This window comes from Haloferax sp. YSSS75, assembly GCF_046764215.1.
Lineage (GTDB): Archaea > Halobacteriota > Halobacteria > Halobacteriales > Haloferacaceae > Haloferax.
The window spans coordinates 2,748,917-2,772,566 of record NZ_CP177206.1 but is presented as its reverse complement, the minus strand read 5'-3'; the positions used below and the strand labels follow the sequence as shown (position 1 = coordinate 2,772,566).

Annotated in this window: 27 protein-coding genes; 13 read left to right on the top strand and 14 right to left on the bottom strand. The window is 63.7% G+C overall.

All coding sequences use genetic code 11. The features are described 5' to 3' along the window. Positions 1–160: 160 nt before the first annotated feature. Both ACK3R5_RS14550 and gnd read right to left on the bottom strand, forming a co-directional pair. Entirely contained in the window at positions 161–745 is a 585-nt protein-coding gene (locus ACK3R5_RS14550; RefSeq protein ID WP_411967473.1) for a 2Fe-2S iron-sulfur cluster-binding protein, read from the bottom strand. Between the two features lie 144 nt (positions 746–889). Next, complete coding sequence (gene gnd, locus ACK3R5_RS14545; protein ID WP_411964788.1) at positions 890–1,789, bottom strand: phosphogluconate dehydrogenase (NAD(+)-dependent, decarboxylating); 900 nt, start codon at positions 1,787–1,789, stop codon at positions 890–892. A gap of 136 nt (positions 1,790–1,925) precedes the next feature. Between gnd and ACK3R5_RS14540 the strand changes: the two genes are divergently transcribed. After that, the gene (locus ACK3R5_RS14540) at positions 1,926–3,020 is read left to right on the top strand and encodes an aminopeptidase (RefSeq protein ID WP_411967472.1); all 1,095 of its coding nucleotides are present in this window, start codon (positions 1,926–1,928) and stop codon (positions 3,018–3,020) included. A gap of 275 nt (positions 3,021–3,295) precedes the next feature. Beyond that, on the top strand, positions 3,296–3,811 hold the full coding sequence (locus tag ACK3R5_RS14535; protein WP_411967471.1) for a hypothetical protein: 516 nt from the start codon (positions 3,296–3,298) through the stop codon (positions 3,809–3,811). A gap of 9 nt (positions 3,812–3,820) precedes the next feature. On the opposite strand, the gene ACK3R5_RS14530 is transcribed toward ACK3R5_RS14535, so the two are convergent. Beyond that, the gene (locus tag ACK3R5_RS14530; protein ID WP_411967470.1) at positions 3,821–4,075 is read right to left on the bottom strand and encodes a rubrerythrin-like domain-containing protein; all 255 of its coding nucleotides are present in this window, start codon (positions 4,073–4,075) and stop codon (positions 3,821–3,823) included. Positions 4,076–4,228: 153 nt separating this feature from the next. Here ACK3R5_RS14530 and ACK3R5_RS14525 point away from each other — a divergent pair, with 153 nt between their 5' ends. From ACK3R5_RS14525 to ACK3R5_RS14515, 3 genes are all read left to right on the top strand, one after another. Further along, positions 4,229–4,630: a 30S ribosomal protein S6e gene (locus ACK3R5_RS14525; protein WP_411967469.1), complete on the top strand. Its 402-nt coding sequence runs from the start codon at positions 4,229–4,231 to the stop codon at positions 4,628–4,630. Positions 4,631–4,652: 22 nt separating this feature from the next. Then, a complete protein-coding gene (locus ACK3R5_RS14520) occupies positions 4,653–5,090 on the top strand; it encodes a hypothetical protein (protein ID WP_411967468.1) in 438 nt (145 codons plus the stop codon). 80 nt (positions 5,091–5,170) lie between these two features. Beyond that, positions 5,171–5,599 carry a DUF5807 family protein gene (locus tag ACK3R5_RS14515; RefSeq protein WP_411967467.1) on the top strand — a complete coding sequence of 143 codons (429 nt, stop codon included), beginning with the start codon at positions 5,171–5,173 and terminating at the stop codon, positions 5,597–5,599. Positions 5,600–5,634: 35 nt separating this feature from the next. On the opposite strand, the gene ACK3R5_RS14510 is transcribed toward ACK3R5_RS14515, so the two are convergent. Further along, positions 5,635–6,870 (bottom strand): DHH family phosphoesterase, encoded by a 1,236-nt coding sequence (locus tag ACK3R5_RS14510; RefSeq protein WP_411967466.1) that lies wholly within the window; start codon positions 6,868–6,870, stop codon positions 5,635–5,637. A gap of 75 nt (positions 6,871–6,945) precedes the next feature. Continuing rightward, positions 6,946–7,416 carry a universal stress protein gene (locus tag ACK3R5_RS14505; RefSeq protein ID WP_411967465.1) on the bottom strand — a complete coding sequence of 157 codons (471 nt, stop codon included), beginning with the start codon at positions 7,414–7,416 and terminating at the stop codon, positions 6,946–6,948. Between the two features lie 99 nt (positions 7,417–7,515). Between ACK3R5_RS14505 and ACK3R5_RS14500 the strand changes: the two genes are divergently transcribed. Next, the gene (locus ACK3R5_RS14500) at positions 7,516–7,971 is read left to right on the top strand and encodes a universal stress protein (protein ID WP_411964780.1); all 456 of its coding nucleotides are present in this window, start codon (positions 7,516–7,518) and stop codon (positions 7,969–7,971) included. Between the two features lie 9 nt (positions 7,972–7,980). Here the strand turns inward: ACK3R5_RS14500 and ACK3R5_RS14495 are convergent, their stop codons facing one another. Then, positions 7,981–8,523, bottom strand: a complete 543-nt coding sequence (locus ACK3R5_RS14495; protein WP_411967464.1) for an N-acetyltransferase family protein — start codon at positions 8,521–8,523, stop codon at positions 7,981–7,983. Then, a complete protein-coding gene (locus ACK3R5_RS14490) occupies positions 8,520–8,888 on the bottom strand; it encodes a universal stress protein (protein WP_411964778.1) in 369 nt (122 codons plus the stop codon). The genes ACK3R5_RS14495 and ACK3R5_RS14490 overlap by 4 nt, the downstream gene beginning before the upstream one ends. Before the next feature lie 121 nt (positions 8,889–9,009). Between ACK3R5_RS14490 and ACK3R5_RS14485 the strand changes: the two genes are divergently transcribed. Further along, positions 9,010–9,813 (top strand): DUF5806 family protein, encoded by an 804-nt coding sequence (locus tag ACK3R5_RS14485; RefSeq protein ID WP_411967463.1) that lies wholly within the window; start codon positions 9,010–9,012, stop codon positions 9,811–9,813. A 20-nt stretch (positions 9,814–9,833) separates the two neighbouring features. On the opposite strand, the gene ACK3R5_RS14480 is transcribed toward ACK3R5_RS14485, so the two are convergent. Beyond that, entirely contained in the window at positions 9,834–10,355 is a 522-nt protein-coding gene (locus tag ACK3R5_RS14480) for a hypothetical protein (protein WP_411967462.1), read from the bottom strand. Between the two features lie 100 nt (positions 10,356–10,455). Between ACK3R5_RS14480 and ACK3R5_RS14475 the strand changes: the two genes are divergently transcribed. Further along, positions 10,456–10,905, top strand: a complete 450-nt coding sequence (locus tag ACK3R5_RS14475; RefSeq protein WP_411967461.1) for a hypothetical protein — start codon at positions 10,456–10,458, stop codon at positions 10,903–10,905. Between the two features lie 9 nt (positions 10,906–10,914). On the opposite strand, the gene ACK3R5_RS14470 is transcribed toward ACK3R5_RS14475, so the two are convergent. The 3 genes from ACK3R5_RS14470 to ACK3R5_RS14460 form a co-directional block, all read right to left on the bottom strand. Further along, the gene (locus tag ACK3R5_RS14470; protein WP_411967460.1) at positions 10,915–12,204 is read right to left on the bottom strand and encodes a dihydroorotase; all 1,290 of its coding nucleotides are present in this window, start codon (positions 12,202–12,204) and stop codon (positions 10,915–10,917) included. A gap of 56 nt (positions 12,205–12,260) precedes the next feature. After that, a complete protein-coding gene (locus ACK3R5_RS14465) occupies positions 12,261–12,980 on the bottom strand; it encodes a class I SAM-dependent methyltransferase (RefSeq protein ID WP_411967459.1) in 720 nt (239 codons plus the stop codon). 111 nt (positions 12,981–13,091) lie between these two features. Continuing rightward, positions 13,092–13,778 carry a biotin/lipoate A/B protein ligase family protein gene (locus tag ACK3R5_RS14460; RefSeq protein ID WP_411967458.1) on the bottom strand — a complete coding sequence of 229 codons (687 nt, stop codon included), beginning with the start codon at positions 13,776–13,778 and terminating at the stop codon, positions 13,092–13,094. A gap of 54 nt (positions 13,779–13,832) precedes the next feature. Here ACK3R5_RS14460 and ACK3R5_RS14455 point away from each other — a divergent pair, with 54 nt between their 5' ends. Further along, a complete protein-coding gene (locus ACK3R5_RS14455; protein WP_411967457.1) occupies positions 13,833–14,741 on the top strand; it encodes a hypothetical protein in 909 nt (302 codons plus the stop codon). Positions 14,742–14,990: 249 nt separating this feature from the next. Further along, positions 14,991–15,662: a helix-turn-helix domain-containing protein gene (locus ACK3R5_RS14450; protein ID WP_411967456.1), complete on the top strand. Its 672-nt coding sequence runs from the start codon at positions 14,991–14,993 to the stop codon at positions 15,660–15,662. Between the two features lie 256 nt (positions 15,663–15,918). On the opposite strand, the gene ACK3R5_RS14445 is transcribed toward ACK3R5_RS14450, so the two are convergent. Both ACK3R5_RS14445 and ACK3R5_RS14440 read right to left on the bottom strand, forming a co-directional pair. Continuing rightward, positions 15,919–17,046, bottom strand: coding sequence for a hypothetical protein (locus ACK3R5_RS14445; RefSeq protein ID WP_411967455.1), 1,128 nt, complete (start codon positions 17,044–17,046; stop codon positions 15,919–15,921). A 60-nt stretch (positions 17,047–17,106) separates the two neighbouring features. Next, positions 17,107–19,347, bottom strand: coding sequence for a PAS domain S-box protein (locus ACK3R5_RS14440; protein ID WP_411967454.1), 2,241 nt, complete (start codon positions 19,345–19,347; stop codon positions 17,107–17,109). A 112-nt stretch (positions 19,348–19,459) separates the two neighbouring features. Here ACK3R5_RS14440 and ACK3R5_RS14435 point away from each other — a divergent pair, with 112 nt between their 5' ends. Next, complete coding sequence (locus ACK3R5_RS14435) at positions 19,460–19,945, top strand: PaaI family thioesterase (RefSeq protein ID WP_411967453.1); 486 nt, start codon at positions 19,460–19,462, stop codon at positions 19,943–19,945. Positions 19,946–19,971: 26 nt separating this feature from the next. On the opposite strand, the gene ACK3R5_RS14430 is transcribed toward ACK3R5_RS14435, so the two are convergent. Next, positions 19,972–20,544 carry a cysteine hydrolase family protein gene (locus tag ACK3R5_RS14430; RefSeq protein ID WP_411964766.1) on the bottom strand — a complete coding sequence of 191 codons (573 nt, stop codon included), beginning with the start codon at positions 20,542–20,544 and terminating at the stop codon, positions 19,972–19,974. A 125-nt stretch (positions 20,545–20,669) separates the two neighbouring features. Here ACK3R5_RS14430 and ACK3R5_RS14425 point away from each other — a divergent pair, with 125 nt between their 5' ends. Continuing rightward, entirely contained in the window at positions 20,670–22,127 is a 1,458-nt protein-coding gene (locus ACK3R5_RS14425; protein WP_411967452.1) for an Hvo_1808 family surface protein, read from the top strand. Positions 22,128–22,188: 61 nt separating this feature from the next. Continuing rightward, positions 22,189–23,604 carry an Hvo_1808 family surface protein gene (locus ACK3R5_RS14420; protein ID WP_411967451.1) on the top strand — a complete coding sequence of 472 codons (1,416 nt, stop codon included), beginning with the start codon at positions 22,189–22,191 and terminating at the stop codon, positions 23,602–23,604. Positions 23,605–23,650 lie beyond the last annotated feature (46 nt).

Genomic DNA, 23,650 nt, shown 5'->3' with positions numbered 1-23,650 from the left:
GCCGCCTCGTCAGCGAGTCGGGAACCGTCGTCGAATGCTGTCGGGCGGGGCGAACCGCCGAGGTGCGCCCGAAGAGAGAGTCGCCTCAGAGTGGAGCACGGCGACGAGACGCGCGCCTCGGCGGGGGAGAGAAGGAAAAACGAATGGTGGGTTCGAGTCGTTACGGCGCTTCGCCAGTCTCGATGGAGAAGTCGGCCTTCGGGTAGGCCACACAGGTCAGGGTGTACCCTTGGTCCATCTCGTCGTCGGAGAGGGTCTCTTGGGTGTGGTGAGTGATGTACTCTTCTGCCGGGCCATCGGTAATCTTCGCGGCACAGGAGACACACGACCCTTGGCGGCACGCGTACGGGAGGTCCATCCCAGCGTCTTCACCCTGGTCGAGGACCGTCTCGTTGCTCGCCAGTTCGATGGTCTCGCCCTGTTTGACGAACTCGACTTCGAAGTACTCGACTTCGTCTTCGGGCATGTCGGCGGGACTCGGTTCTTCCTCTTCGGCTTCTTCGCCTTCGAGTTCGGCACCGCCTTCGCCACCGGCGATTGCACCAGCGACCCCACCGCCACCGATAGAGCGGTTCATTGGTTCGGGGAAGTCGGTCTCCGGGACGGTCGCCGCACGGCGCTCGAGAACCTCTTGCGTGATGTCGGCGGTTGGTTCCCAACCGGTGCCCTTCGAGAAGTGCAGGGCGACGGCGAGGAGTACCAGGACTAATCCGGCCCCGACACCCACCAGACTGATGACTGCCATGAGGGCGGATATGGAGGGAGGGGTTAAGGAAATTGTGATTGTGCCGCCGTTCACGTCCGGAACCGTTCGATAGACATCGCTCGCTGTCCGGGGATTACCCAAAATATCGAGGGGCGCTGGCGTTCCTGTCGGCCTCGGTACTCGTTACTCGTCTTTCCGCGCGACTTCGTGGCGGCCGAAGCCATACCGAAGTCGGTTGGCGAGGCGACGGGAGAATCGGTCGTCTGCACGCGACCCGAAGCGCTCCGCGAGCGACTGGTAGATGAGCGGGACGGGAACCTCCTGTTCGAGGGCCTCTTGGACCGTCCAGGTCCCAGTCGAACCGCCGGCGATGTGGTCGTCGACGTCGCCGAGGTCAGTCCCTTCTTCGCGGAACGCCTCTTCACAGAGTTCGAGGAGCCACGACCGAATGACTGCGCCGTTGTTCCACGTGCGAGCGACGGACTCTAAGTCGAGGTCGTAGCGACCCTCTGCGAGCAGTTCGAAGCCCTCGCCGTACGCCTGCATCAACGCGTATTCGACGCCGTTGTGGACCATCTTCACGTAGTGGCCGGACCCCGCTTCGCCCATTCGCCCGTGGCCGTCGGGACCGGTCGCGACGGCGTCGAAGACGGGGGTCATCTCGTCGTATGCCCACTGCGGGCCGCCAATCATGAGCGAGAAGCCGAGTTCGGCACCGGCGGGCCCGCCCGAGGTACCGCAGTCGAGATATGCTGCAGAGCAGGCTTCGGCGCGGCGGACCGACGCCTCGAAGTGGGAGTTGCCGCCGTCGACGACGACGTCGTCTTCGTCGAGGTGCGGGTCGAGGTCGTCGAGCGTCGCGTCCACCGCGTCACCCGCGGGAACCATGAGCCAGATTCGCTTGTCGTCGCCGAGTCTGTCGGCGAGGTCGGCGACGCTGTCTGCGGGTTCGGCACCCATATCGGCCGCTGCTGCGACGGCCTCTTCCGAGAGGTCGAAGGCGACGACGTCGTGCCCGGCATCGAGCACTCGGTCGACTACGATACGTCCCATCCGGCCGAGGCCGATGACGCCTAGTTGCATACGACGGAGTCGTCTGCGGGGGGAGGTAGTGGTTGTGGTTTGGGCCGTCGGCGACGACGGTGATTCGTCACCGCGCCCTCGCTCGACCCGCGACGCCAGACGCCGACGTTTTTACTGCGCCACGCGAGGGTCGCGTATGGACGAACGCATCTACGAGCACGCCGAGGTGCTCGTCGACTGGAGTGCACGAATCGAGGCAGGCGACGACGTGGTCGTCTCGGTCGGTGAGGGTGCCCACGACCTGGCCGTGGCCGTGGCCGACGCACTCGGTGAGCGTGGCGCGAACGTCGTCACGACGTACGCATCCGAGGAGGTCCAGCGTGCGTACCTCCGTGCCCACGACGGCGACTTCGAACTCCCCGAACACGAACTCGCGCTCTACGAGAACGCAGACTCGGTCCTCTTCCTCGGCGGGACGCGAAACACGGCCACGACGGCCGACGTGCCCACCGAGAAGCGCCAGGCGTACGGCCGTGCCATAGAAGAGGTTCGTGAAGCGCGCATGGACACCGACTGGATGTCGACGATTCACCCGACGCGTGCGTTCGCTCAGCAAGCCGGCATGTCCTACGAGGAGTACACCGACTTCGTCTACGACGCCATCCTCCGCGACTGGGAGGAACTCGCAGAGGAGATGGCGAACATGAAGGAGATTCTCGATGCGGGGTCGGAAGTCCGAATCGTGAAAGAAGACACCGACCTCACGATGTCTATCGAGGGTCGAACCGCGGTCAACTCCGGGGCGTCAGTCGCCTACGACTCGCACAACCTCCCGTCGGGAGAGGTGTTCACCGCACCGGTCGAAGATTCCGTCGAGGGCGAGGTGTTCTTCGACGTCCCGATGACGCTCGAAGGAAAGCGCGTCGAGAACGTCCACCTCACGTTCGAAGGTGGCGAAGTCGTCGAGTTCAGCGCGGGCGCAGGAGAAGACGCGCTAGCGGGCATCCTCGACACCGACGACGGCGCCCGTCGCCTCGGTGAACTCGGTATCGGGATGAACCGCGGTATCGACCGCTTTACCGACAACATCCTCTTCGACGAGAAGATGGGCGACACCATCCACCTCGCCGTGGGACGGGCCTACGATTCCTGCCTGCCGGCGGGAGAAGACGGGAACCAGTCTGCCGTGCACGTGGACATGATTACCGACATGAGCGAGGACTCGTTCGTCGAAGTTGACGGGGAAGTCGTCCAGCGCAACGGCACGTTCCGGTGGGAAGACGGGTTTTAACGGGCGTTCATTTTTCCTCCACCGTGAGACGCAACACGTCTCACGAGCCTTCGTTCGCAGACGCTCACGAAGACAGGTTTTGCACGAGCGAACGGTGTGAGCGAGTGGAAACAGTGGAACTGGGACGTTCCGTTGGGACGCACGGGTCGGCCGACAGCGAAGTCACTGGCTATTGCTCGATTAGTTCTGACTGTCCGAAATAATAGGACTCTATCTTTGATTGTCCCGTGGTAACTCTGCTCTTACTAAAGTACGCTGATATTTTCTAGTCTGGTATGACCGTAACTGGCCGAACGAGGCGACGATTCCTCCAGTTGGCAGGGAGCGGGACCGTGATTAGCCTCGCTGGTTGTCTCGGTGGTGGCGGTGGTCAACAGGAGACGGAAACGACGGCACCGACCCAAGAGACGGGCGAGGACGAACACGAGGAGGAACTCCCGGAAGGCGTCTCCGAAGAGGAGTTCGAGCACGGGCCAGTTCCGGAGCAGTACCGGACAGCGCTCTCGCAGGCAAACGAGGAACGCGACCCAGACCAACTACTCACGAAAGAGGACGTGCAGTTCCAGGAGGCAGACGACGCCTTCGAGGCAGGACTCGCTGTCGAAGGGAGTAACTGCGGGAACTGTGCGGAGTACATCCCGGACAAGAACGGCGACGGATTCGGAGCGTGTGCGAAAGTCGAAGGCTACATCGACCCGGGAGACTGGTGTGTGCTCTGGGAATCTATCGAAGAGGCGAAAGAAGAAGACGAGGAAGACGAGGAAGACGACGATTCTGGCGTCACGTACTGAACCGTCGCCTCATTCCTGTGCCACGCCGATGTTCTTCAGCATCCCGCCGCAACGGGGGCACAACTGTTCGTGGACGCCGTGTCCGGAGCGGTAGCCACACGAGGTACATTCGTACCACGACCGGGTGACGAGCATTGTCGTCTGCCGCTTGACCAGTTCTTCGGGTCGCCTCTCGACGAGGTCAGATGGTTCGGCTTCGACGAGTTCTCTCGACTCTGCTTCGACGAGGTCTGTTGGCTCACGTTTGGTGATATCTGTAGTCATGGGTCTCTGTAGGATGTGCTAGGAGTTAACTGTTGACACAGTGGCTCGACCCCGTGATTCTCCGGAATTACGGCGTCTCGACCCAATTCACTGGGTCTGGTCCCGAGACGCGCTTTCGACGTACTTTTTATCGGCGAACGTTTTCTTCCGCGCATGGCAGAATTCATGGTCGTCGTCGCCGACCCCGACTCCGGCGAGACCCACCAGTTCGACGTTGAAGGACAGGACGCAAACCGATTCCTCGGCCGTGACCTCGGTGACGAAGTCGACGGCGGTGCCGTCGGCCTCGACGGGTTCACGCTCGAACTGACGGGCGGGTCCGACAAGGCTGGCCGTCCGATGCACCCCGACGTCCCCGGCGCGAACCTCAAGGAGGTTCTCAGCGAGGGTGGCATCGGCTACGCCCCGTCCCGTGAAGGCGAGCGCAAGCGCGTCACCGTCCGCGGCCGTCAGGTCTCCGAAGAGACCGTCCAGATCAACGTGAAGGTCGTCGAAGGTGGCTCTGTCGCCGAGGCACTCGCTGGAGACGACGACGAAGAAGAAGCAGACGAATAACCCCTCTCGCTTCTCTCTGTTCGTGCCCGAGCAACTCCCATCCGACCATCCGTCGGTCCAGACGTACCGCGCGCACATCGCCCGGAGCGGCGGCACCCGCCGGCCCTGTCTTCGCGTCCCCGACGAGATTCCCGCCGCCGACGGTGACTTCATCCGTCTCCACCTCGGCGGGACGGCCTACCACGCCCGTCTCGCCTCGGACGCGTCTGGATTCGTGATTCGCGGCGCGTACGACAACAAACGACTCGCGCGTACCCCCGGTGAGGGCGAGAACCGACTCGTGGAGTGGTGCCGTGAGAACGACCGCAGTCCGGACGACGCAGTGGAGTTCGACGAACTCGACGGCGGCTATCAGTTCGGCCTTCGCGTCCCCGGCGTCCGAACGGTCTACCGCATTACGGAGCGGCCGAACGACTCGCTTTCGAGTATCGCCGAGAAGTTCGGAACGTCCGACGAGTAGTCGTCTGTGGCCACCGTCGAGCACGCTCGGTCCGACAGAGATACACGCCGCTTTTAGGCCGTGATTCCCCTAGTCGGGATATGAGCAAGGTAGCGGAGTATCTCGCTGGCGAACGTCTCGACGACGTGGCGCTGTTTCTGACACACGAGTATCTCGACAGTGAAGGCAAACTCCCCAATATGGGCGAGGAAGTCGAAAACGGCTACATCCTCGTCGTCCCTGGCGACGACGGACGCCGCGCGTTCGCCGCGGGGACCGGCATGGACGCGATGCAGTTCGCCAAGACTGCGATGGACAACGACGGCGACATCGACCACGACCTGAGCGGCGGTGTCTGCCCCGACGCAGCACCCGACGAGAACCACGAGACGAAGTTCATCTTCTCGTTCGCAGAGGCACAAAACGAAGAGGTCGGCGGCATCTACGAGGAGGGCGAGGTCATCCACGCCTACGCGAAGTGTACCTGCGGGACGGCCTACTCCGACCGCTGGGTCGTCGACGACGAGTAGCGATTCGGGTAGACGGACGCGACGAGTTTCGTCGGCTACCGTTCCGTCTCGATATCTTCGTCTTCTTCGGGCATCTCGGCGACGCGTTCGAACGCGTTGAGGATGACCCGCTTCGTCGTCGCACCCTGCGTCGTCCAGTGGTGTGCGTAGTCGAGCATGTCGTCGTAGATGTCGGGCTTGCACCCGGCGGCCTTCGGATGCCCACCGCCGTTGACGAGGCCGGCGACTTCGTGACAGCGTTCGAAGTCGTCGGACCCACGGATGCTCGCGCTCCCGGCGGGTTTGACGACGACTGCGGCGTCGGCCCCAGCTTCACGGAGTGCGTCGGCGACTTCGTTCTGTGAGCATCGGCCGTAGGTGATGCCGACGGTCCAGTCACCCACCGTCTTCATCTCTGCGCGGTCGATGGCCGCCTCGATGAGATTCTCCTTCTCGATTCGACGCTGTGCGATGTACTCCTCGACGACCGGCGGTAGGTCGGCACCGTAGGTACCGACGATGGCGACGTACTCCTCTTTCGAGGTCCAGTAGGCGTAATCTGCGAGGTCCTGACTGCGCTCGTCTTCGTTCAACCACAGGTCGTGGTCGCGGGTGACCGCGGCGAGGTCCACGAACCGGTCGTGGAAGTCGTAGTCGAGTTCGCGAAGCGTCACGTCGGTCGAACACTCTTCGTCGGATTCGCCGACGACGAGGTCAACACCCGCATCGCGAACCTGTTTTTCGACCTCGGGTTTCCACTGGTGGTGGTCGTACCAGTGAATCTCGCCGGCGACTTCGGTGAGGGCCTTCAGTTCCTCTTCGACGTACTCGAACTTGTCCGGACAGAGGTCACAGACGAACACCTCGATTCCCTCGGGAGCGTACTCCGCGACGCGAAGCAAGTCGTCTTCGAGCGAATACGGACTCGACCCGACGAGTGCGACCGGAGATTTGGGCCGTTCTTCTTCTTCGTCGGGTTCGAGGGCGACGTCTTCGTCGTCTTCGTCGTCTTCGTCGTCTTCGTCGTCCTCACTGAGTCGCTCTTCGAGTCGCTCTTCGAAGTCTGCGACGTCGAGGGCTGCGCCGTACGCCTCGCGTACGAGTGCGACACACCCCAGGCCGTCGGCGTCGGTGTCGGTGACGACGGCAACCGTCGCGTCTTCGAGTTTCTCCTCGGCGCGTTCTTCGGCACGGGATTCGTCGAGCGAGTCGGGGTAGAAAAAGCCTGCTCCCGGCAGGACAGATTTGCGAGGGAGCGAGAGTCGAGAACTGTCGATAAGCTCGTCTTCCATATCTTCGGGTCGGACGCGACGGGGAAAACTCCTCCCGATTGTCTCTGTGAGCGACCGACCCGGGTTTCCGGTCGCTCAGTCGCCCGCGTCCGCCGGGCCTTCGAGGAGCGAATCGACCGACCCCTCTTCGAGTTGCCGGACCGTCAACACCGGTACCGGGCAGGTTCGGACGACGCGCTCGGCGACGCTCCCGATGAGGAAGCGGTTCTCGCCGTGGCGGCCACGCGTTCCCATCGCCACGAGGTCACAGTCGACTTCGCGGGCGTAGTTCGAAATCTCGGCCGCAGGTCGGCCTTCGCGAACCGCGAAGGTCACCTCTCGGCCCGTCTCGGACTGTACGTCCGCCAACGCCTCTTCACCGCGCTCGTGGAGCGCATCGCGCATCTCGTCGCGGAGTCGTTCCGGTGCCGTCTCTACGTCGCCAGCGTCTACGACGTACAGCGCGTGGACCGTCGCGTCGAAGCGGTCGGCGAGGTCGACGGCGACGCGAACCCCCCGGCGAACGCTCGCCGAACCGTCGGTAGCGATGACGATGGTGTCGAACATATCCTCGGATTCTGCGTGCGAGGTGATAAAACCCGTCCGGGCGTCGGGATGCCGCGCGGTGGAGTGACTTTTTTGTCGCCCCCCGACGCAGGTTGAGTTATGCCATCGCGCCCGCTCTCTATCGACCTCGTCCTCGTGCCGGTAGACCAAAGCGAGGAAGCGACGCGTGCAGCGAGATACGCCGTCGCTATCGCGGCGAAATACGACGCCGCAGTCCACGCTGTGCACGTCCTGGGCGAGGACGTCGTCCGTGCTATAGAGCAGGGCGTCGTCGACCAGGATGCCGTCGCCGAAGACAGCAAAGCCGTGACCAACACGGTCACCGACATCGCTCACGAGGCGGACGTCCCGATTACGACGTCCGTCGCCTACGGATTCTCGCCGACGAGTAAACTCCGTCACCCCGGGAGTGTCGTCCTCGACACGGCCGAAGAATTAGACGTGGACTTCGTGGTCGTGCCGCGCGAACCCGTCTCGGGTGACCCCGGGGAAGTGCTCGCGAAAGCCGCCGAGTACGTCCTGTTGTACGCCAGTCAACCCGTCCTCTCTGCCTGACGACTGCGCCTAGTCGTCCGGTTCGTTGAGGCGGATGGTCATCTCTAACTCGAAGCTCTCGGTGTCGCTCGTCTCGAAACCGACGTTCTGATAGAGGTTGACCGCGGCGCGATTCCATCGCTCGACAGTCAACCACACTTTTTCGACGCCCGACTCGCGTCCGTGACCGAGCAGCGCTTTGATGAGTCGCGTCCCGATTCCCGAGCGCTGGTAGGTCTGGTGGACGAAGATTGCGAGTTCGTACGCGTCGCCATCGGGGACGAGCGTCGCGTGTCCCGCCACCTCGTCGCCGTCCCACGCGACGACGTTCAGACAGTCGTCGTCGAGGATGTTGTCTAACCAGTCGCGGATTCGGTCTTCTCGCCCCGGGGGGATACCCTGCGCCCGGTCTGCCGGGTCGAACGAGTCGTACATCTCGACCAGTGCTTCCATCTCTTCGTCCGACCCCTCGTAGGGCCGCACCTCGATGGTTCGGTCCTCCTTGTCGGTGAACGACAGCGGGGGCGCGTCGTAGGGGTCTGCGACGGCGTCGGAGTAGCTTCGGGTACTCATCGTACTAGCGTCACGGTTACGTGGGAGTTGAGGAGGACGAACTCCGCGATGCTCCCGATTTGAATCTTCCCCATCGGACTCGTCTCGCCGCCACCCAACACTATCTGGTCGAATCCGTTGTTCTCTGCGAGGTCGACGAGAACACTTCCGGGGTCACCTTCGAGATGCTGGACCTCGACGTCGATGCCGTGGTCGTCGAGGACGTCCGTGACCTTCGCTTCGATGTCGTCCCGAGAGCGTTCGACAGACGGATTCTCGACGATGGCGATGGTGAGGTCGTCGCCCGCGTTCACTGTTCGTTCGACCGTCTTTTCGAGCGCCCGGATGGAATCGTCGCTGCCGCCGATTCCGAGCAGTACCTTCATGATTCCCACTCTCGCGGGGGCGATAGAAAACCCTTACCCGGACTTGGGGGTGTCAGCCGTGGTTCGGGTGTGGTCCCGCTGTCGCGGAACGTTTTTCGGCACTGCCCCGGTAGCCCGCGGTATGACAGACGAGCACGACGAGGGTCCCACGAGCGAGGGGGAGTGGGAAGACGTCGGGGGAGTGAGTGAAACCGACGGGCCCAACGAAGACTCGGCCGACATCGAAGCGGATGGCGACGTCGAAACGACGGACGCCGACACGACTGACCATGTGGGAGTCGAACCCACCGACGCCAACGAAGGAGACGACACCGCCGCGGAACCGGACGACAGCGACTCGGAATCGGACGATACCGACAGCGACGCAGAATCGGAGGACACCGCCGCGGAACCGGACGACAGCGAAATCGACGCAGAACCGGGCGTTCCGGAAGACGTCCAGAAGTACGCCCGCTTCAAGAAAGTCGACGGCGCGCAGTACGACCGGGTCAACGACTTCCTCCGGGACCGAACCTACGTGACGGCCCGCGAGTGGGCTATCGCTCGCCTCTGTGCCGACTTCCGCACCGAGACGGGTGTCGAGATGACCAAAATCGGTGAGAACCTCCCCGAACTCGTCCCCTTCATGACCGACACGTACTCGCCGCAGGCGGTCAATCAGGCCCGCTCTGCGTTCCGCGACAAGGTACGCAAGTCGGGCGCGACGTTCCTCTACGGCGCGATGTCTGGTTTCTTCACGGCCGAGGAACTCGACGAGATGATGTACGAAGTCACCGAAATCGCGAAGTTCCTCCTCGAAGTCGAGGGCGTGGACCTCTCGGTGGAAGAGGAACTCGAAGCAGAAGAGCGCATCTCCAGCGTCATGCGCGAAGTTCGCGAAGCGAGTACCGAACTTCGGAACGAAGAACTCTCAGACGACGACTGAGGGGAACGCTCGGCCGAGCGTTACGGAAACAGCGGGTCGGGGTCTGCCTGTACGAGTTCGACGCGCTGGTCGGCCTCGACGGGCCGGACGTAGAGTCGCAGTTCGTTCTGTTCTCGGGCTTTCTTGGCCATCACGTCCACTTTGTCGATGCCGTAGTAGAGTGGGACGACCACCGCTCTGCCTTCCTCGGCGGCCTGGACGACGGAGACGGCGAAGACGGTTCCTCCTTCACGAGCGCGGTAGACGTCGTACCTGTCGAACGCGGCGTCTTCGACCCACGCCGAGAGCGTCTCGAACTCGCTACCGGGGACGAGGATGTCGAATCCGACGCGGTCGGTCGCATCCGGAAGGTTCGCCGGCGGCAGCACCGTCACGTCACCGGGGTGGAGCACGAGCGTCTCCCACCCCTCGGACTCGTACTCTGCGGCCGTCGCCTCGGCGTCTTCGACGACTGTCTCCCAGAACTCCAGTACGCCTTCGAGTGCGTGTGGGTCCCCCGCGTTCGGTCCGCGACTTCGAGGCGGCGTCTGCTCGTCGGTCATGTGTGTCGTTGTCTCGGTGGGTCCGACGGGAAAAGGATTCGCTTGTCCGACTCCCGAAGTGACGGAAAACCTATGCCATTTCTCTCCGAGTGCTGGACACATGCGCTGGTCCCTCCGCGCGATTCTCGGGTCGCTCCAACTTCCTGTCGCAGGAGTCGGGGTGGTGGTCCTCGCGCTCGCTTCGTGGAACCTCTACACACTCCCGCCGTCACCGCCCGGAAGTGACGGGTTCGTCGAAGGACTCGCCGTGTTCTTCCTCTTCGTCGGTATCGTCGTCGGGTTCGTGCTCCTCGTTCTCGGCCTCCTCATCCCGCCGGGACCGGGGTACGGAATTCACTTCACTCGCCGGCAACGGTGGTTGTTCGCGTACGCACTCGTCGGGCCCATCGCTGGCCTCCTCGGGACGGTGTCGCTCGCGTTCTTGACGACTGGCCCGTGGGTGACGACACTGGTCGCCGTGGCCGTCGGTACGGCACCGCTGGCGGTACTGGTTGGAATCGGGTGGCGGGCCGGACAGGTGGCCTTCGAGCGGTACGGAGAACAGGCCTAAGTCGCCCGATTACGTCCGGACGTTCTCGCCCGCGACGTCACCGAACGACTCGCCGTCCCAGACCATCTCGCCACGAAGCATCGTCCACTCGGGGAAGACGCCGGTGAACCCTTCGAACGGCGTCCACCCGCACTTCGAGTGGAGGTCGTCACCACGAATCTCGCGGGCGGCGTCGAGGTTGTAGAGCGCGAAGTCGGCATCTGCACCTTCTTCGATGCGTCCCTTCTGCGGCAGGTCGAAGATGTCTGCCGGGTTCGCGGCGACCACGTCGCGGACGCGTTCGAGCGACAGGTCGCCGTCGACGACTGCACCGAGGAGGAGCGGAACCATCGTCTCGACGCCGGGGACACCACTCGGCGCGTCGAGAAGCGACTGGTCTTTCTCGTCTGTCGTATGCGGTGCGTGGTCAGTTGCGACCACGTCGATTCGGCCGTCTGCGAGGCGTTCGAACATGGCTTCACGGCGTTCTTCGGAGCGAAGTGGCGGGTTCATCCGGCCGTAGGTTCCGAGGTCCGAGAGGTCGTCTCGTGAGAGGAACAGGTGGTGCGGCGTCACCTCACAGGTCGCTCCGCCGTCGCGGGCGGCATCGACGCCTTCGGGTGTGCTCGTGTGGGCGATGTGAATCTGCGCGCCCGTCTCGCCGCCGACAGAGACGGCGCGTTCGACGGCAACCGCTTCGGCCTCCGCGGCGCGGTAGGCGCTCCACGCGTCGGCGTCGGCGTCGTGGCCGATGCCACCGAGGTCACCCTCGATAGCCGAGTCGTCGAACAGGTCGGCGTCTTCGGCGTGGACGGTGACGGGGACGCCCGCCTCACCGGCGCGTTCGGCCGCCGCCGCGAACAGGTCCGCGTCGATTCCCATGTCACCGGTCGAATCCGCGAGGAACACTTCGCCGAGGGCAAACAGCGGTCGGTCGAAGAGACTCTCCGGGTCCCAGTCGGGCGTGACGCCGCCGTTGATTCCGTAGTCGATACACGACGCCGCGGCTCGGTCGGCCTTCGCGTCGAACCCTGCACCACTCGTCGTCGTCGGGTTCGTGTTGGGTTGGTCGACGACTGTCGTCACGCCGCCTGCGGCGGCGCTCTGAGAGCCGGTTTCCCACGTCTCTTTGTGTTCGAATCCGGGTTCGCGGAAGTGGACGTGCACGTCGATTGCGCCCGGCAGAAGGAGTTTTTCGTCGGCGTCGATGGTGGTTTCGTCGTCGGTCGGGTCGAGGTCACCGACCGCGTCGATACGTCCGTCTTCGACGCGGACGTCCACCACGCGCCCGTCGGCCAGCGTCGCGTTCGCGATTCGCATAGCGTGGGATGCCACGCGCCGACTCCTAAGTGCGGCGGTTCGACCGCTCTCGGCCGCTACTGTTTCGTGAGTGCCGCCAGCCACGTGTTCGCGTCGTCGTCGGAGTCTGGATGACCGTAACTCGATTCGGCGACATCCCACGGCGTCCCAATCGTCGCCGCCCGGAGTCGGTCGAGGCTGAACAGTCTGAACACCAGCGTTCTCCCGACTGCTCCGTCGTACTCACAGTGGAAGACGCGGTACGCCATCCCCGGTGTCGGGTCCTCACGGTAGGCGAAGATGTCTTTCGTCCGCTCCAGTTCGGGTGCGTACCCGTGGAGGACGACGCTCGCGTCCGCCGTGGTGACGTACGCGAGGTCACCGAGAAACGTTCTGAGGCCGTCCATCGACCCCGCGAGTTGGACCTGTGTGCCGAGGGCGAACGCCGACCGAAACCGGTCGCGTTCGAAATGCTCGCGCAACGAGAACATATCTGCACGACGGGCGTCGCGAACCCCGCGGTCACGCATCGTCTCGACGAGGGAGTCGCTGACTTCGATTGCGACCGTCTCGAACTGGTCTTGAAAGTAGAGGCTATCCCGTCCGACTCCCGCCCCCATGTCGAGTACCGGCCCGTCTATCCACGATTCGAACCACTCGTCGCGCTGGTACTCGCCGAAGTACCACTCCTCGATAGCGTGCTCGCGCGTCTCGTCGCCGTCGCGGTCGATGAGCGGTTCGTCCCGTTCGCCGAGATAGTGGTCGCGGATGGCGCGACCGAAAGGGTCGGAGGGCATCACCTGTGTTATCACACTGCAAATGTAATAAATTTGTAATGATAATGTGTCGCATTCACAGGGACGTCTCGGGGACGGGAGCGACGTCCGAGTGCCTCACGTCACGTCACGTCACGTCTCGTCACTCGCGTCTTCGATTCGCGTCGTCGCGTCACCCACGAAGACGGATTCGAGTGCCTCGCAGACGGCGTCCGAATCGCCCGGTCCACCGGCGGTGTCGACACTCCCGACCGAGTCGGGGTCGAACGGCACGTCGAGCGCCTCGTAGATGGGGGTGAGGACGTCCGCGATTTCCTCGCGGTCGGTGACGACGACGACGCCCGAGACGAGCGCAGACGACTGTCGGATGCGCTGGGCGAGGCCGCAGAGTTTCCCACCGGCCTGCACCGAGTGGTCGCCGGGGCAAAACGAGTTGGGCGGTTCGCCGCGCCGCGCGGGGACGCCCAACGACCGGATGGCCCGGACGACGGCAGTCGTGGCGGCCTCGTATCGTTCGTCGAGGCCGGTGCGGGCGTCGTCGAGGGGGACTGCGTGAGCGAACGCGACGGTGGTTCCGGTGTAGGCGACGGCCCGACCACCGACGGAGCGTTCGAGTGCGGGGAAGCCACGAGATTCGGCAGCGGCGACGGCGTCGTCGTAGTGACTCGCTCGTGTGTCGCGTCGACCGAACGCAATCTGTCGGTGTGGCGTCCACGCACGGAAGGCGGGTTCACCCGTCTCGCCCGTCTCTTGGAGCATCGCCGCTGTGACCGCTCGGTCGGCCTCTCTGTCCGCTTTCCGACCCCGGATGACGCGCATGCACGACAGAAATACCCCGACGTACCTAAGAACATCCGTCCCGTCCCGACGACCATGCTGAGGCTTCCGCGGTCGGTTCTCGCGCCGTTCGAGCGGTTCTCACTCTACAATTCGCCGTATCCTGCCCACGATAGCGGGTGTGCTATCGACCTCTACGTCGACGCCGACGACTCGCTCGCTCGCTCGCCAGTCTCCGGCGTCGTCCGCGAGACGCGAACCGTCCGAGCCCCCGACAAACCGTACGCCCACGACGAGGAGTACCTCGTCCTCGTCGACGTCGACGCCCACGCGACTGGACTCCTGTGGACTGGCGATTCCGAGTCCGACCCACGCGACGGCCTCGTCGCCCGGATTCTCCACGTCGACCCAGACGTCGAGGCAGGCGACGCCGTGGCACTCGGGGACCCACTCGGCCGACTCGTCAGGTCTGGGTTCTTCGCGCCGTGGGTCACGAACCACGTTCACCTCGGGTTTCGTGCGGCGACGGCGAACCACCACCGCGCTCGCGGGTCGCTCCCACTTTCTGTCGACGTGCCCGTCTCGCCACTCGACTGGGATGGCCGCGGAACGGTCGTCGACGTGGGCGAGACGTACGTCGTCCTCGACAGACCGACCCGCGACGGCCACGCCGACACTGAGGCGTTCGTCGGCCTCGGAAGCGACGAGGGAGTCGTCTTGGACGGCGGACTCGCTCACTACGCGTTCGGCGGGACGCTCTCACCGACTGCGGACGACCAACCACTCTCACTTCTCGGCGCGACACTCGGCCGGACGACTGGCCGGGACGTTCCGTGGGCGGACTTCGACGTGTTCGCCAACGGCGAGCGCGTGACAGGACTGTCGCTGTTTGCCGCGCGGGGGTCGTTCGGGACGAAAGTCGTCTCGCCAGACCACGACTTCGCCGTCGGCGACGACGTGGTGGTGTCGATTCGACCGAGTGACGACCCGATTCGACTCGGTTGACCGAAAGCTATCGGCCGTATTACAGAATTGCCCCGTCTCGTCTCGAACGACGTGTGCTCGCCCCGCGATTTGGCATTCAAATGACGTGAATCGCCGACCGAGTTCGTACTTAAACGGCTTGATAAGAAAAGGAACGTTCTCCGGAAATAATATGTCGCTTTTCCCCTTACATACCTGCGTTCGTGAGACACAGTACGTTGCCTCGAAGAGAGGTGTGGGATATCCACAATATCGACAGCTGTCGGCACGATGCCTGACGAGGGAACCGGTACCGGATACGAAGTCGAACTTTTGTGTCCACTCGACCGGTCGTATCTCGGCACGGCGTTAGAAGATTCGGACCTCGAGGTGCTGTTCGTCCCGGGCGTCCCAGTCTCGGGTAACCCCGTCCCCTACTTCACCGTACAGGGGTCGGACGTCGACGCTGTCGACACCCTCCTCGAAGAGCACGCCCGGGTCGAACAGTACGAACTCGTCGCCAGCAGTCCGGAACAGTGCCTGTACCGTTGTCAGTGGGAGATAGAAGACGACGGTATCATCGAGACGATTCGGACGTGTGACGGTATCGTCCAGCGAATGGCGGGCACGAGTGACGGGTGGATTCTCTCGGTGTTCTTCCCGAGCAACGAACACGCCGCACAGTTCCACGACGCGTGTCTCGACAGGCGTATCGGTATCGACGTTCGCCGTGTCGAACGCTCCCGCCTCGACGAACGCCAACTCCCCGACTACGGCCTCTCGGAGAAACAACGGCGCGCACTCCAACTCGCGTTCGAACGTGGCTACTTCGAGACACCCAAGGAGGCGTCGCTCGCCGACGTTGCGGACGAAATCGGCATCTCCGAACAGGCACTGTCACAGCGACTCCGTCGTGGACTCAACGGATTGGTCGAGACGGTTATCGACGACGCCGACCCGTAGTACCGAACGTCGAAGACGCCGGGGTGCTCCGGGTGCGGCGAGTAATGGCGTGTGTCAGTAATGGGAGTGCTCCAGGAGACGGTTTCCGAACCTCCTCCCGGCAGAATCGCCCATCGTGGTGCCCCTGACATCGTATTATTCCACACATATGAAATATATTTGTCCCTTGTTCGAACAATCCGTTTTTACTCACGCGCGGTGCCGGTACTCGAACTGCGGAGTCTCGAACCTCCCGAAATCCGGCGTCTGGAAGGCGTTACGCCGCGTCGAAGTAGTCGAGATACTGGTCGACGAACGTGACGACGTCTTCGTAGGCCGGTGGGGTCCCGTTCCGGACGAAGTATCCCGCGACGGCGTTCCCGACGACGAGTGATTCCGCCCGTCCGACGTCGAGGACGTGTCCGAGGGCGAGGCCAGCGTTGAAGTGGTCGCCGGAACTCGTCGTGAGCACTGGGTCGTCGGTTCGGGGGACGCCGACGGATTCGGTCCCCTCGTCGTCGGCGAGATACGCGCCGTCGATTCCGTGGCCGACGAATCGGGTGACACCGAGGTGGTCGAACGCCGCACGCGACTCGCGTTCGAACGTGTCTTCTTCCCCATCGGCGAGTTGTGCGAGATACCGCGTCTCGTACCGGTTCGCAGAGACGACGACGTCCACCACGTCGTCCAGTGCCGACACCTGTGTGATACCCTCCGCGACGACGTCCGGTTCGCGTTTTCGGAGGTCACCGGGGTCCAACAGGAGTGTCTCCGGTGGGTCCGAGAGCGTCGGCCAGAGGACTTCACGGACCCCGCGGGCGACGTCCGGAAGCGCTGGCATCTCCGACCAGTAGCCCATGCCGAACAGTTCGGTTCCGTCGACGAGTTCGGCCAATCTCTCGACTCCGACCTGCGACTCGATGTCGGCCCAGTCGACGGTCATCAGCGCGCCGATTTCGGTGAGCATCAGTTTCCCGTCACCGAACTCGACGGCGTCGGTGTACCCCGGCGACCCGAGCGTCTCCAGCGGGAAGTCACCGAACTCCTCGACGAACGGGTCTTCCGGTGGGTCACCGAGACACCCGACGATTGCGGGGTCGAAGCCCATCTCACCGAACGCCCGAGCGAGGTGACTCGTGTGACCGCCGGTGCGGACGCCGTCTTCTATCCACTCGAAGGAGAGGGAACTCTCGGCTTCCACCGACGCGTTCACGCGGTCCGAAAACTCCGCCAGCGTCGAGACACGCTCGTACTCGTCTGCGGACTGGCGCTCGGAGACGAACTCCCGCACACGGTCGATGTATCCGTCGAAACCGAACACGACGCGTCCGCCATCGACTGTCGGCGGGAGGGCGTCGCGACAGGACTCGACCGCCTGTCTCGTCGCTTCGTCTGGTCGGTTCATACCTCGGAGTTGGCAACGCCCCGAATTAGGTTTTTACTCTGCCGGCGACGTTCACGCGGGTCACGAGTCCGACTGCGTCGTAATCTCGAATCGTGCGCCACCGCCGGCAGCGTCGGAAAACCAGACGCTCCATCCGTGAGCGTTGACGACGCTCTGGACCACGCTGAGGCCGAATCCCGTCCCGTCCTCACTCGTCGTGTACCCCGCTTCGAAGATTCTCGGTCGGTCGTCGGGTGACACTCCCGGGCCGTCGTCTTCGACGAAGAACCCGTCTCGGTCTTCGAGTGGGCCGATTCGGACCGTCACGTCGTCGCCGCCGTGTCGAATTGCGTTGGACACGAGATTTTCGAGGAGTTGCTGGAGGCGACCACTGTGGGCGACGACTCGCGTGTCGCCGTCGACTTCGAGCGTCGCGCCCGGCGCGTCTGCCGCGGCAGTCTTCCAGGCGCTCGTCGCGACTGATTCGAGCGATAGTTGCTCGACGTCGTCGACTGTCTGGCCGTCTCGCGCCAACGCCAGCACGTCCTGGATGATGGCGTTCATTCGGTCGTGGGCACGGGCGACCCGTTCGAGTTCGTCGGAGTCGTGGTTCTCGCGGGCGAGTTCGAGATACCCGGACGCGACGTTGAGCGGGTTCTGTAAGTCGTGGGAGACGGCCGACGCGAACGAGTCGAGTTGTTCGTTCTGCCGCGCGAGTTCGGCCTCACGCTGTCGAAGCAGTTGCTCGCGTTCGACCCGTTCGAGTGCGGCACGCGCGTTCGACGCGAGCACTTTGGCGAGCGCTACACGCTGGTCTGCCAACACCCCCTCGGAGAGTGCTCCGACGAAGAAGACGCCGTAGTCGGGTATCGGGACTATCAGTTCTTCGACGATATCGGTCCCCGGGTTGTACCGCCGTGAGTCGGATTCGTCGCCGCTGTAGAGGCGTATCCGGTTCGATTCGAACACCTCCCACGAGAGGCCAGTTCCGCGCGGCAACGTCGGTATCTCACCGAACACGCCTTCGGCCTGCTCTGTGAACGCCGTCGGGACGAGCGCGTCGAGCGTCTCGTCGTAGAGGAGGACCCCACACAGGTCGTAATCGAGCACCTCGACGGCGGCGTCACAGACTACTTCTGCTGCTGCTTCCTCACTCGTCGCGGCGCTCAACCGCCGAGTCGACGCGTGGAGGGCGTTGAGTCGCTCTTCGTACTGCTTTCGTTCGGTCACGTCCGACGAGAGGCCGACAGCGCCGGTGACGGTGCCGTCGTCGTCGACGATGGGTGTGACGTCGAAGCCGATGACTTGCTCGCCCGTGGGGAACGACACCGTCAGTTCGAATCGCGCACCGTCGGTCTCACCGTCGAAGATGCCTTCGAGCACGCTCTCGATTCGTGCGTACTGCTCGTCGTCGAGCGGGCCGTGGTCACGCGTCACCGAGAGGTGTTCGCCGACGAGTTCGTCACGAGAGAGCGAGAGTCGCTCTGCCGCCACCTCGTTGATGTACTGGATGTCGAACTCGTCGTCGACGACGTGGGCACCCTGTTGGATGGACTCGACCAGCGTCTCGTAGCGCTGGAGGTGGTTTTCGTAGGTCCGCTGTTCGGTGATGTCCCGCATCGTGACGAGAACGCCGTACCCGCCGTGGTACTCGATGTCCTGGACGTTGGCCGAACACACGTGTGTGTCGCCGTCCGCGTCGACGACGCGAACGTCGTAACTCTCGGGGGCGTCTTCGCCACGACGTCTGGATTCGGATATCTCGTCGACTGTCGCTCTGTCGTCGGGGTGGATGATGTCCAGCACCGACTTCCCGGCGAGTTCGTCGTCAGAGCACCCGGTCAGCTCGGTCAGGCGGTGGTTCCAGAACTGAAAGTCGCCGTCCTGTGCGACGAAGATGGCATCGTGACTCTGTTCGACGATTGTCCGGTAGAGTGAGTCGCTCTCTCTGCCGGACGCCGCCCACTGAGAGAATTCGATTGCACGCTCGATACGTGCGGCGAGTGCATCCGCCTCGTCGGTCACGCTCGCTCTGTCGATTCCGATTGCACCCCCGTCGACGACTGCAGGCGTCGTGTAGTCGTCGTCCACGAGGAGGTAGACGGGCGCGGGTCCGACGTGGTCACGGAGACGCGAGACGAGTTCGCTGTCCGTCGCCGTCACCGTGTCGGCGTCGACGACGACGCTCGTGACTTCCCCGTCGAGCGCGTCGAACGTAGAGAGGCCGTCTGTGACCACCTCGACTGTGAACCCGCGCCGTTCGAGCGAATCGGCGAGGGCCGAGGTGGCCTCACCGACGAGAAAGACGCGGGAATCGCTCATACACCTACGAACCTCGGGGCCGATTAAATATCTCACGCCAGTCCGCTCGGAGACAGATGCCGGTGAGATGCGGACCGTCGGTTACATGCCGTCTGGCACACTCGGTCGAGATATGACCGACGAGTTCCCTGCCGAGGCCGCGGCTATCGTCCAGCGGCACATCGAGGAGGAACACGGCTATCTCTCGTGGCTCAACACCCGCGTCGACGCCATCGAACGCGGCCGACTCGTGATGACCATCCCGTACGACGAGAAACTCACGAACACGGTTTCACCGCCGACGATTCACGGCGGTATCGCGGCGACGCTCATCGACACTGCGGGTGGTATCGCCCTCCGAACCATGCTCGACGACCCGCTTACCGGCGGCGTCGCCACCATCAACCTCAACGTGAACTACCTCCGCCGTGCGTCGGGCGACCTGACCGCCGTCGCCGAGGTCATCCGCGCGGGTGGGAGTGTCGGTGTCAGCACGATTACCGTCGTCAGCACCAACCCGGAAGACGACGCAGACGTGGCGAGACGACAGTCGCCGTCGACCGACTGGGACGACGCCGTCGCGACTGGACAGGGAGCGTACCGTCTCTTCCGAGAGTAATTCGACGAACTGTCGTGTTGGCCCGCTCACTCGAACTCGATTGCATCGAGCGTCGTCGTCTCTCCGAACAACCAGTCTGCGTGGTCGACGGCGTACTCCTTGTGTGCCGGTTCGATGAAGCCGAGTGCGTCAGTGACGATGACGGGTCGATAATCTCTGAGGCCAGCACTGCCAGCGGTGTGGAGGACACAGACGTTTGCGAGCGTCCCGCAGATGAGCAGGTCGTCGATACCGTGTGCGTCGAGCCAGCCGTCTAACTGCGTCTGGTAGAACGCGTCGTAGGTGTGTTTCTCGACGACGAGGTCCTCCTCGCGCACGTCGAGTTCGGCGTGTAATTCGGCGTCCCACGTCCCCTCGACGACGTGTTCACCCCAGCGCTCGAACTCGTCGTAGTAGTGGGCGTCCTCGAACTGGTCTGGCGGGTGAACGTCTCGCGTGTAGACGACCTGTGCGCCGGCGTCGCGGGCGGCCGAGACGAGGTCGGTGACGGCGTCGATGGCCGTCTCACTCGGCGGAGCAAACAGGCTCCCGTCCGGGTGACAAAATCCGTTCTGCATGTCGACGGCGACGACGGCCGTTCGTGTCGGGTCGAACCTCATACGTCACCGTAGCGTCGGAGCGACCAAAACAGTACGTGGGGCGACGACGCCGACCGGCGCGGATGCTGTCGGTTTCGGTGAACGAATCGGATAAGGTACTTCCCTCCTGACGATAAGAGTACAGTATGCGAACGACTGGCTTGCGCGCCATCTTTGTTGCTTCTCTCTTGCTTCTTGCCGGGTGTGCCGCCCCGACGGCGACGCCCGGCGCAGCGGGGAGCGACACCACCGCCCCCACGACACCGGACCCCGACCGAGACGGATTCGCCGACCCTGAGACAGACGTCCTCGGATGGGAAGACGGCTACTGGTACGACGAACCGATTGCCGTCGACCAGTCCGACGGCCTGAACGACTCCGAACTCGAAGCCTACGTCGCTCGAGGGATGGCCCGCGTCGAGCACATCCGGGAACTCGAATTCGAGCAGTCGGTCCCCGTAAACGTCATCTCCCGTGAGGAGTACCGAAGCGGCAACGCCAACCGGTCTGGTGACTCCAACTCCGAGTTCAATCGCTGGAACGACCAGGTGTGGGAGGCACTCTTCATCACCGGTGAGTCGGAGGGCAGTGCAGACGCCATCTCCGAGACGACTGGCAGCGCCGTCCTCGGATTCTACTCGCCGAGCGACGACGAAATCAAAATCGTCACCGACTCGGCCGACACGCCGACGATAGACAACGCGACGCTGGTCCACGAACTCGTCCACGGACTTCAGGACCAGCACTTCGACCTGACCGACGAGCGATACCGCGGTCAGACGCAGGACGGTGACCTCGCGATAGACGGCGTCGTCGAAGGCGACGCGAAACTGGTCGAACTCATGTACGCAGAACGGTGTGAATCCGGCGCGTGGGACTGCGTGCGCACGCCCGAAGCGAGTGGCGGGAGTGGTGGGTCGAGCGGCCCCGGACCGAACCTCGGTATCCTCCTCACCATCTTCCAACCGTACTCTGACGGCCCCGTCTACATGAACGCGATATACGAAGACGGCGGGTGGGACGCGGTCAACGACGCGCTCCGCAACCCGCCGGTGTCGTCCGAACAGACCATCCACGTCACCGACGAGGAACCGGTCCCCATCGCGTTCGAAGACCAGGGGACGAACGGGTGGACGACCTTCCCCGAACAGGGCGTCGAAGGCTCTGACACCGTCGGTGAGGCGTCTATCTACTCCATGTTCTGGTATCAGGCCCGCGTGTCTGGCGCCGAGACGGTCCGCCCACAGTCCATCGTCGAGACGAACGCGAAGTACGACACGTACAACTACGACGCTGCTCCCTCCGACGGGTGGGGCAACGACCGACTGTTCCCCTACCGCAACGAGGCGAGCAGCGAAACCGAGTATGGCTACGTCTGGGTGACGCAGTGGGACTCCGACGGTGACGCCCGCGAGTTCGAAGACGCGTATCTGAACATCCTCGAAGCGAACGGCGCGACCCAACAGGCAGACGGCGTCTACGTCATCGAAGACGGGCAGTTCAACGACGCGTTCCGGGTCGTCAGGAGCGGTGACCGCGTCGTCGTCGTCAACGGGCCGGAACCTGCCGACGTCGACGAAATCCGGCCGAGTCTCGCGTCGTAACCGCTCCGGTCACCACCGCGCCGCCGGGACGTTTTTCTCTCTCCGCCGTCCGTATCCGCCCATGAATCGGTCCCGACTCGCCGCGGTTTTCTCTGCGTTCTTCCTCGTCGTCGCAGGGTGTGCCGCGCCCGTGGCCAACCCGAATGCGACCACGGACGCCGAGGACGACTGGTCGTGGCCCGAAGACCCCCCGACGGACCGACTGGGGTGGGAAAACGGCTACTGGTACAACGAGTCCATCGACGTCGACCAGTCCGACGGCCTGAACGCGAGCGAACGTGCGGCGTTCGTCAACCGCACGATGGCCCGCGTCGAAGTCATCCGGGAACTCGGATTCACCGACTCGGTTCCGGTCGAAGTCATCTCTCGTGCCGAGTACCGCAACCGGTCCCTGTTCGGCAACGACTCCGAAAACGAGTCCGAGACAGTCCACGCCGACTGGAACGACCAGGTCTGGGAGTCGATTCTGTTGGTCGGCGAAGACCGAACCATCGACGAGGTGTTCGACGAACTCTACGGCGGCGCAGTCCTCGGGTATTACTCGCCGTCTGAGGACCGCATCGTCCTCATCAGCGACGGTGACGACCCGGTGGTCGACCGGCAGACGCTCGCCCACGAACTAGTCCACGCCTTACAGGACCAGCAGTTCGGCCTCGACGACTCGCCACCGACACAGGACAGGCAACTCGCTCGGAACGGCCTCGTCGAGGGTGACGCTCGCTACGTGGACCGACTCTACGAGGAACGCTGTGGGGACGACTGGGAGTGTGTCGGCCGGCCGTCAGGGGCCGGGTCTTCCAGTGGGTCGTTCGACTATCCGGTCTTTTTGACCATCTACACACCGTACAGCGAGGGGCCGACGTTCGTCTCGTCTCTCCGCGAACGTGGCGGGTGGGGCGCAGTCGACGACGCCTACGCGTCGCCGCCGGTGTCCACAGAACAGATAATCCACCCCGAGACGTACCCCGACGAACGTCCGGTCGAGGTGACCATCGAAGACCGGTCGTCCGCCGAGTGGGTCCGGTACGACCACGACCCGGTGGGTGACACCGTCGGCGAAGCGTCCATCTTCGCCATGTTCTGGAAACACAGGGCCATCGACCAGACGGACCTCAACCGCAACACGGGGCGCTACTCGGCGTACAACTACTCGGCAGGCCCCTCCCGCGGGTGGGCCGGTGACCTCGTGGTTCCCTATCGCCCCGCGTCCGACGAGGAAGCGACGGCCAACCCGAACCGGCGGGCGTACGTCTGGCGAACCACGTGGGACACCGAAGCGGACGCGTCGAAGTTCGAGACGACCTACGTGAAGACGATGCTGCAACTCCGTCTCGGCGCGAAACGTGCCGCGCCGAACACCTACGTCATCGAAGACGGGCCGTTCGCAGACGCGTACCGCGTGACGCGACGGGGTGAGACGGTCACCATCGTAAACGCGCCGTCGGTCGACGAACTCGACGACGTCCACGCCGACTGACCGGTTGAAGAAAATTACTCTTCGACCGTCGGGACCGATTATGCAC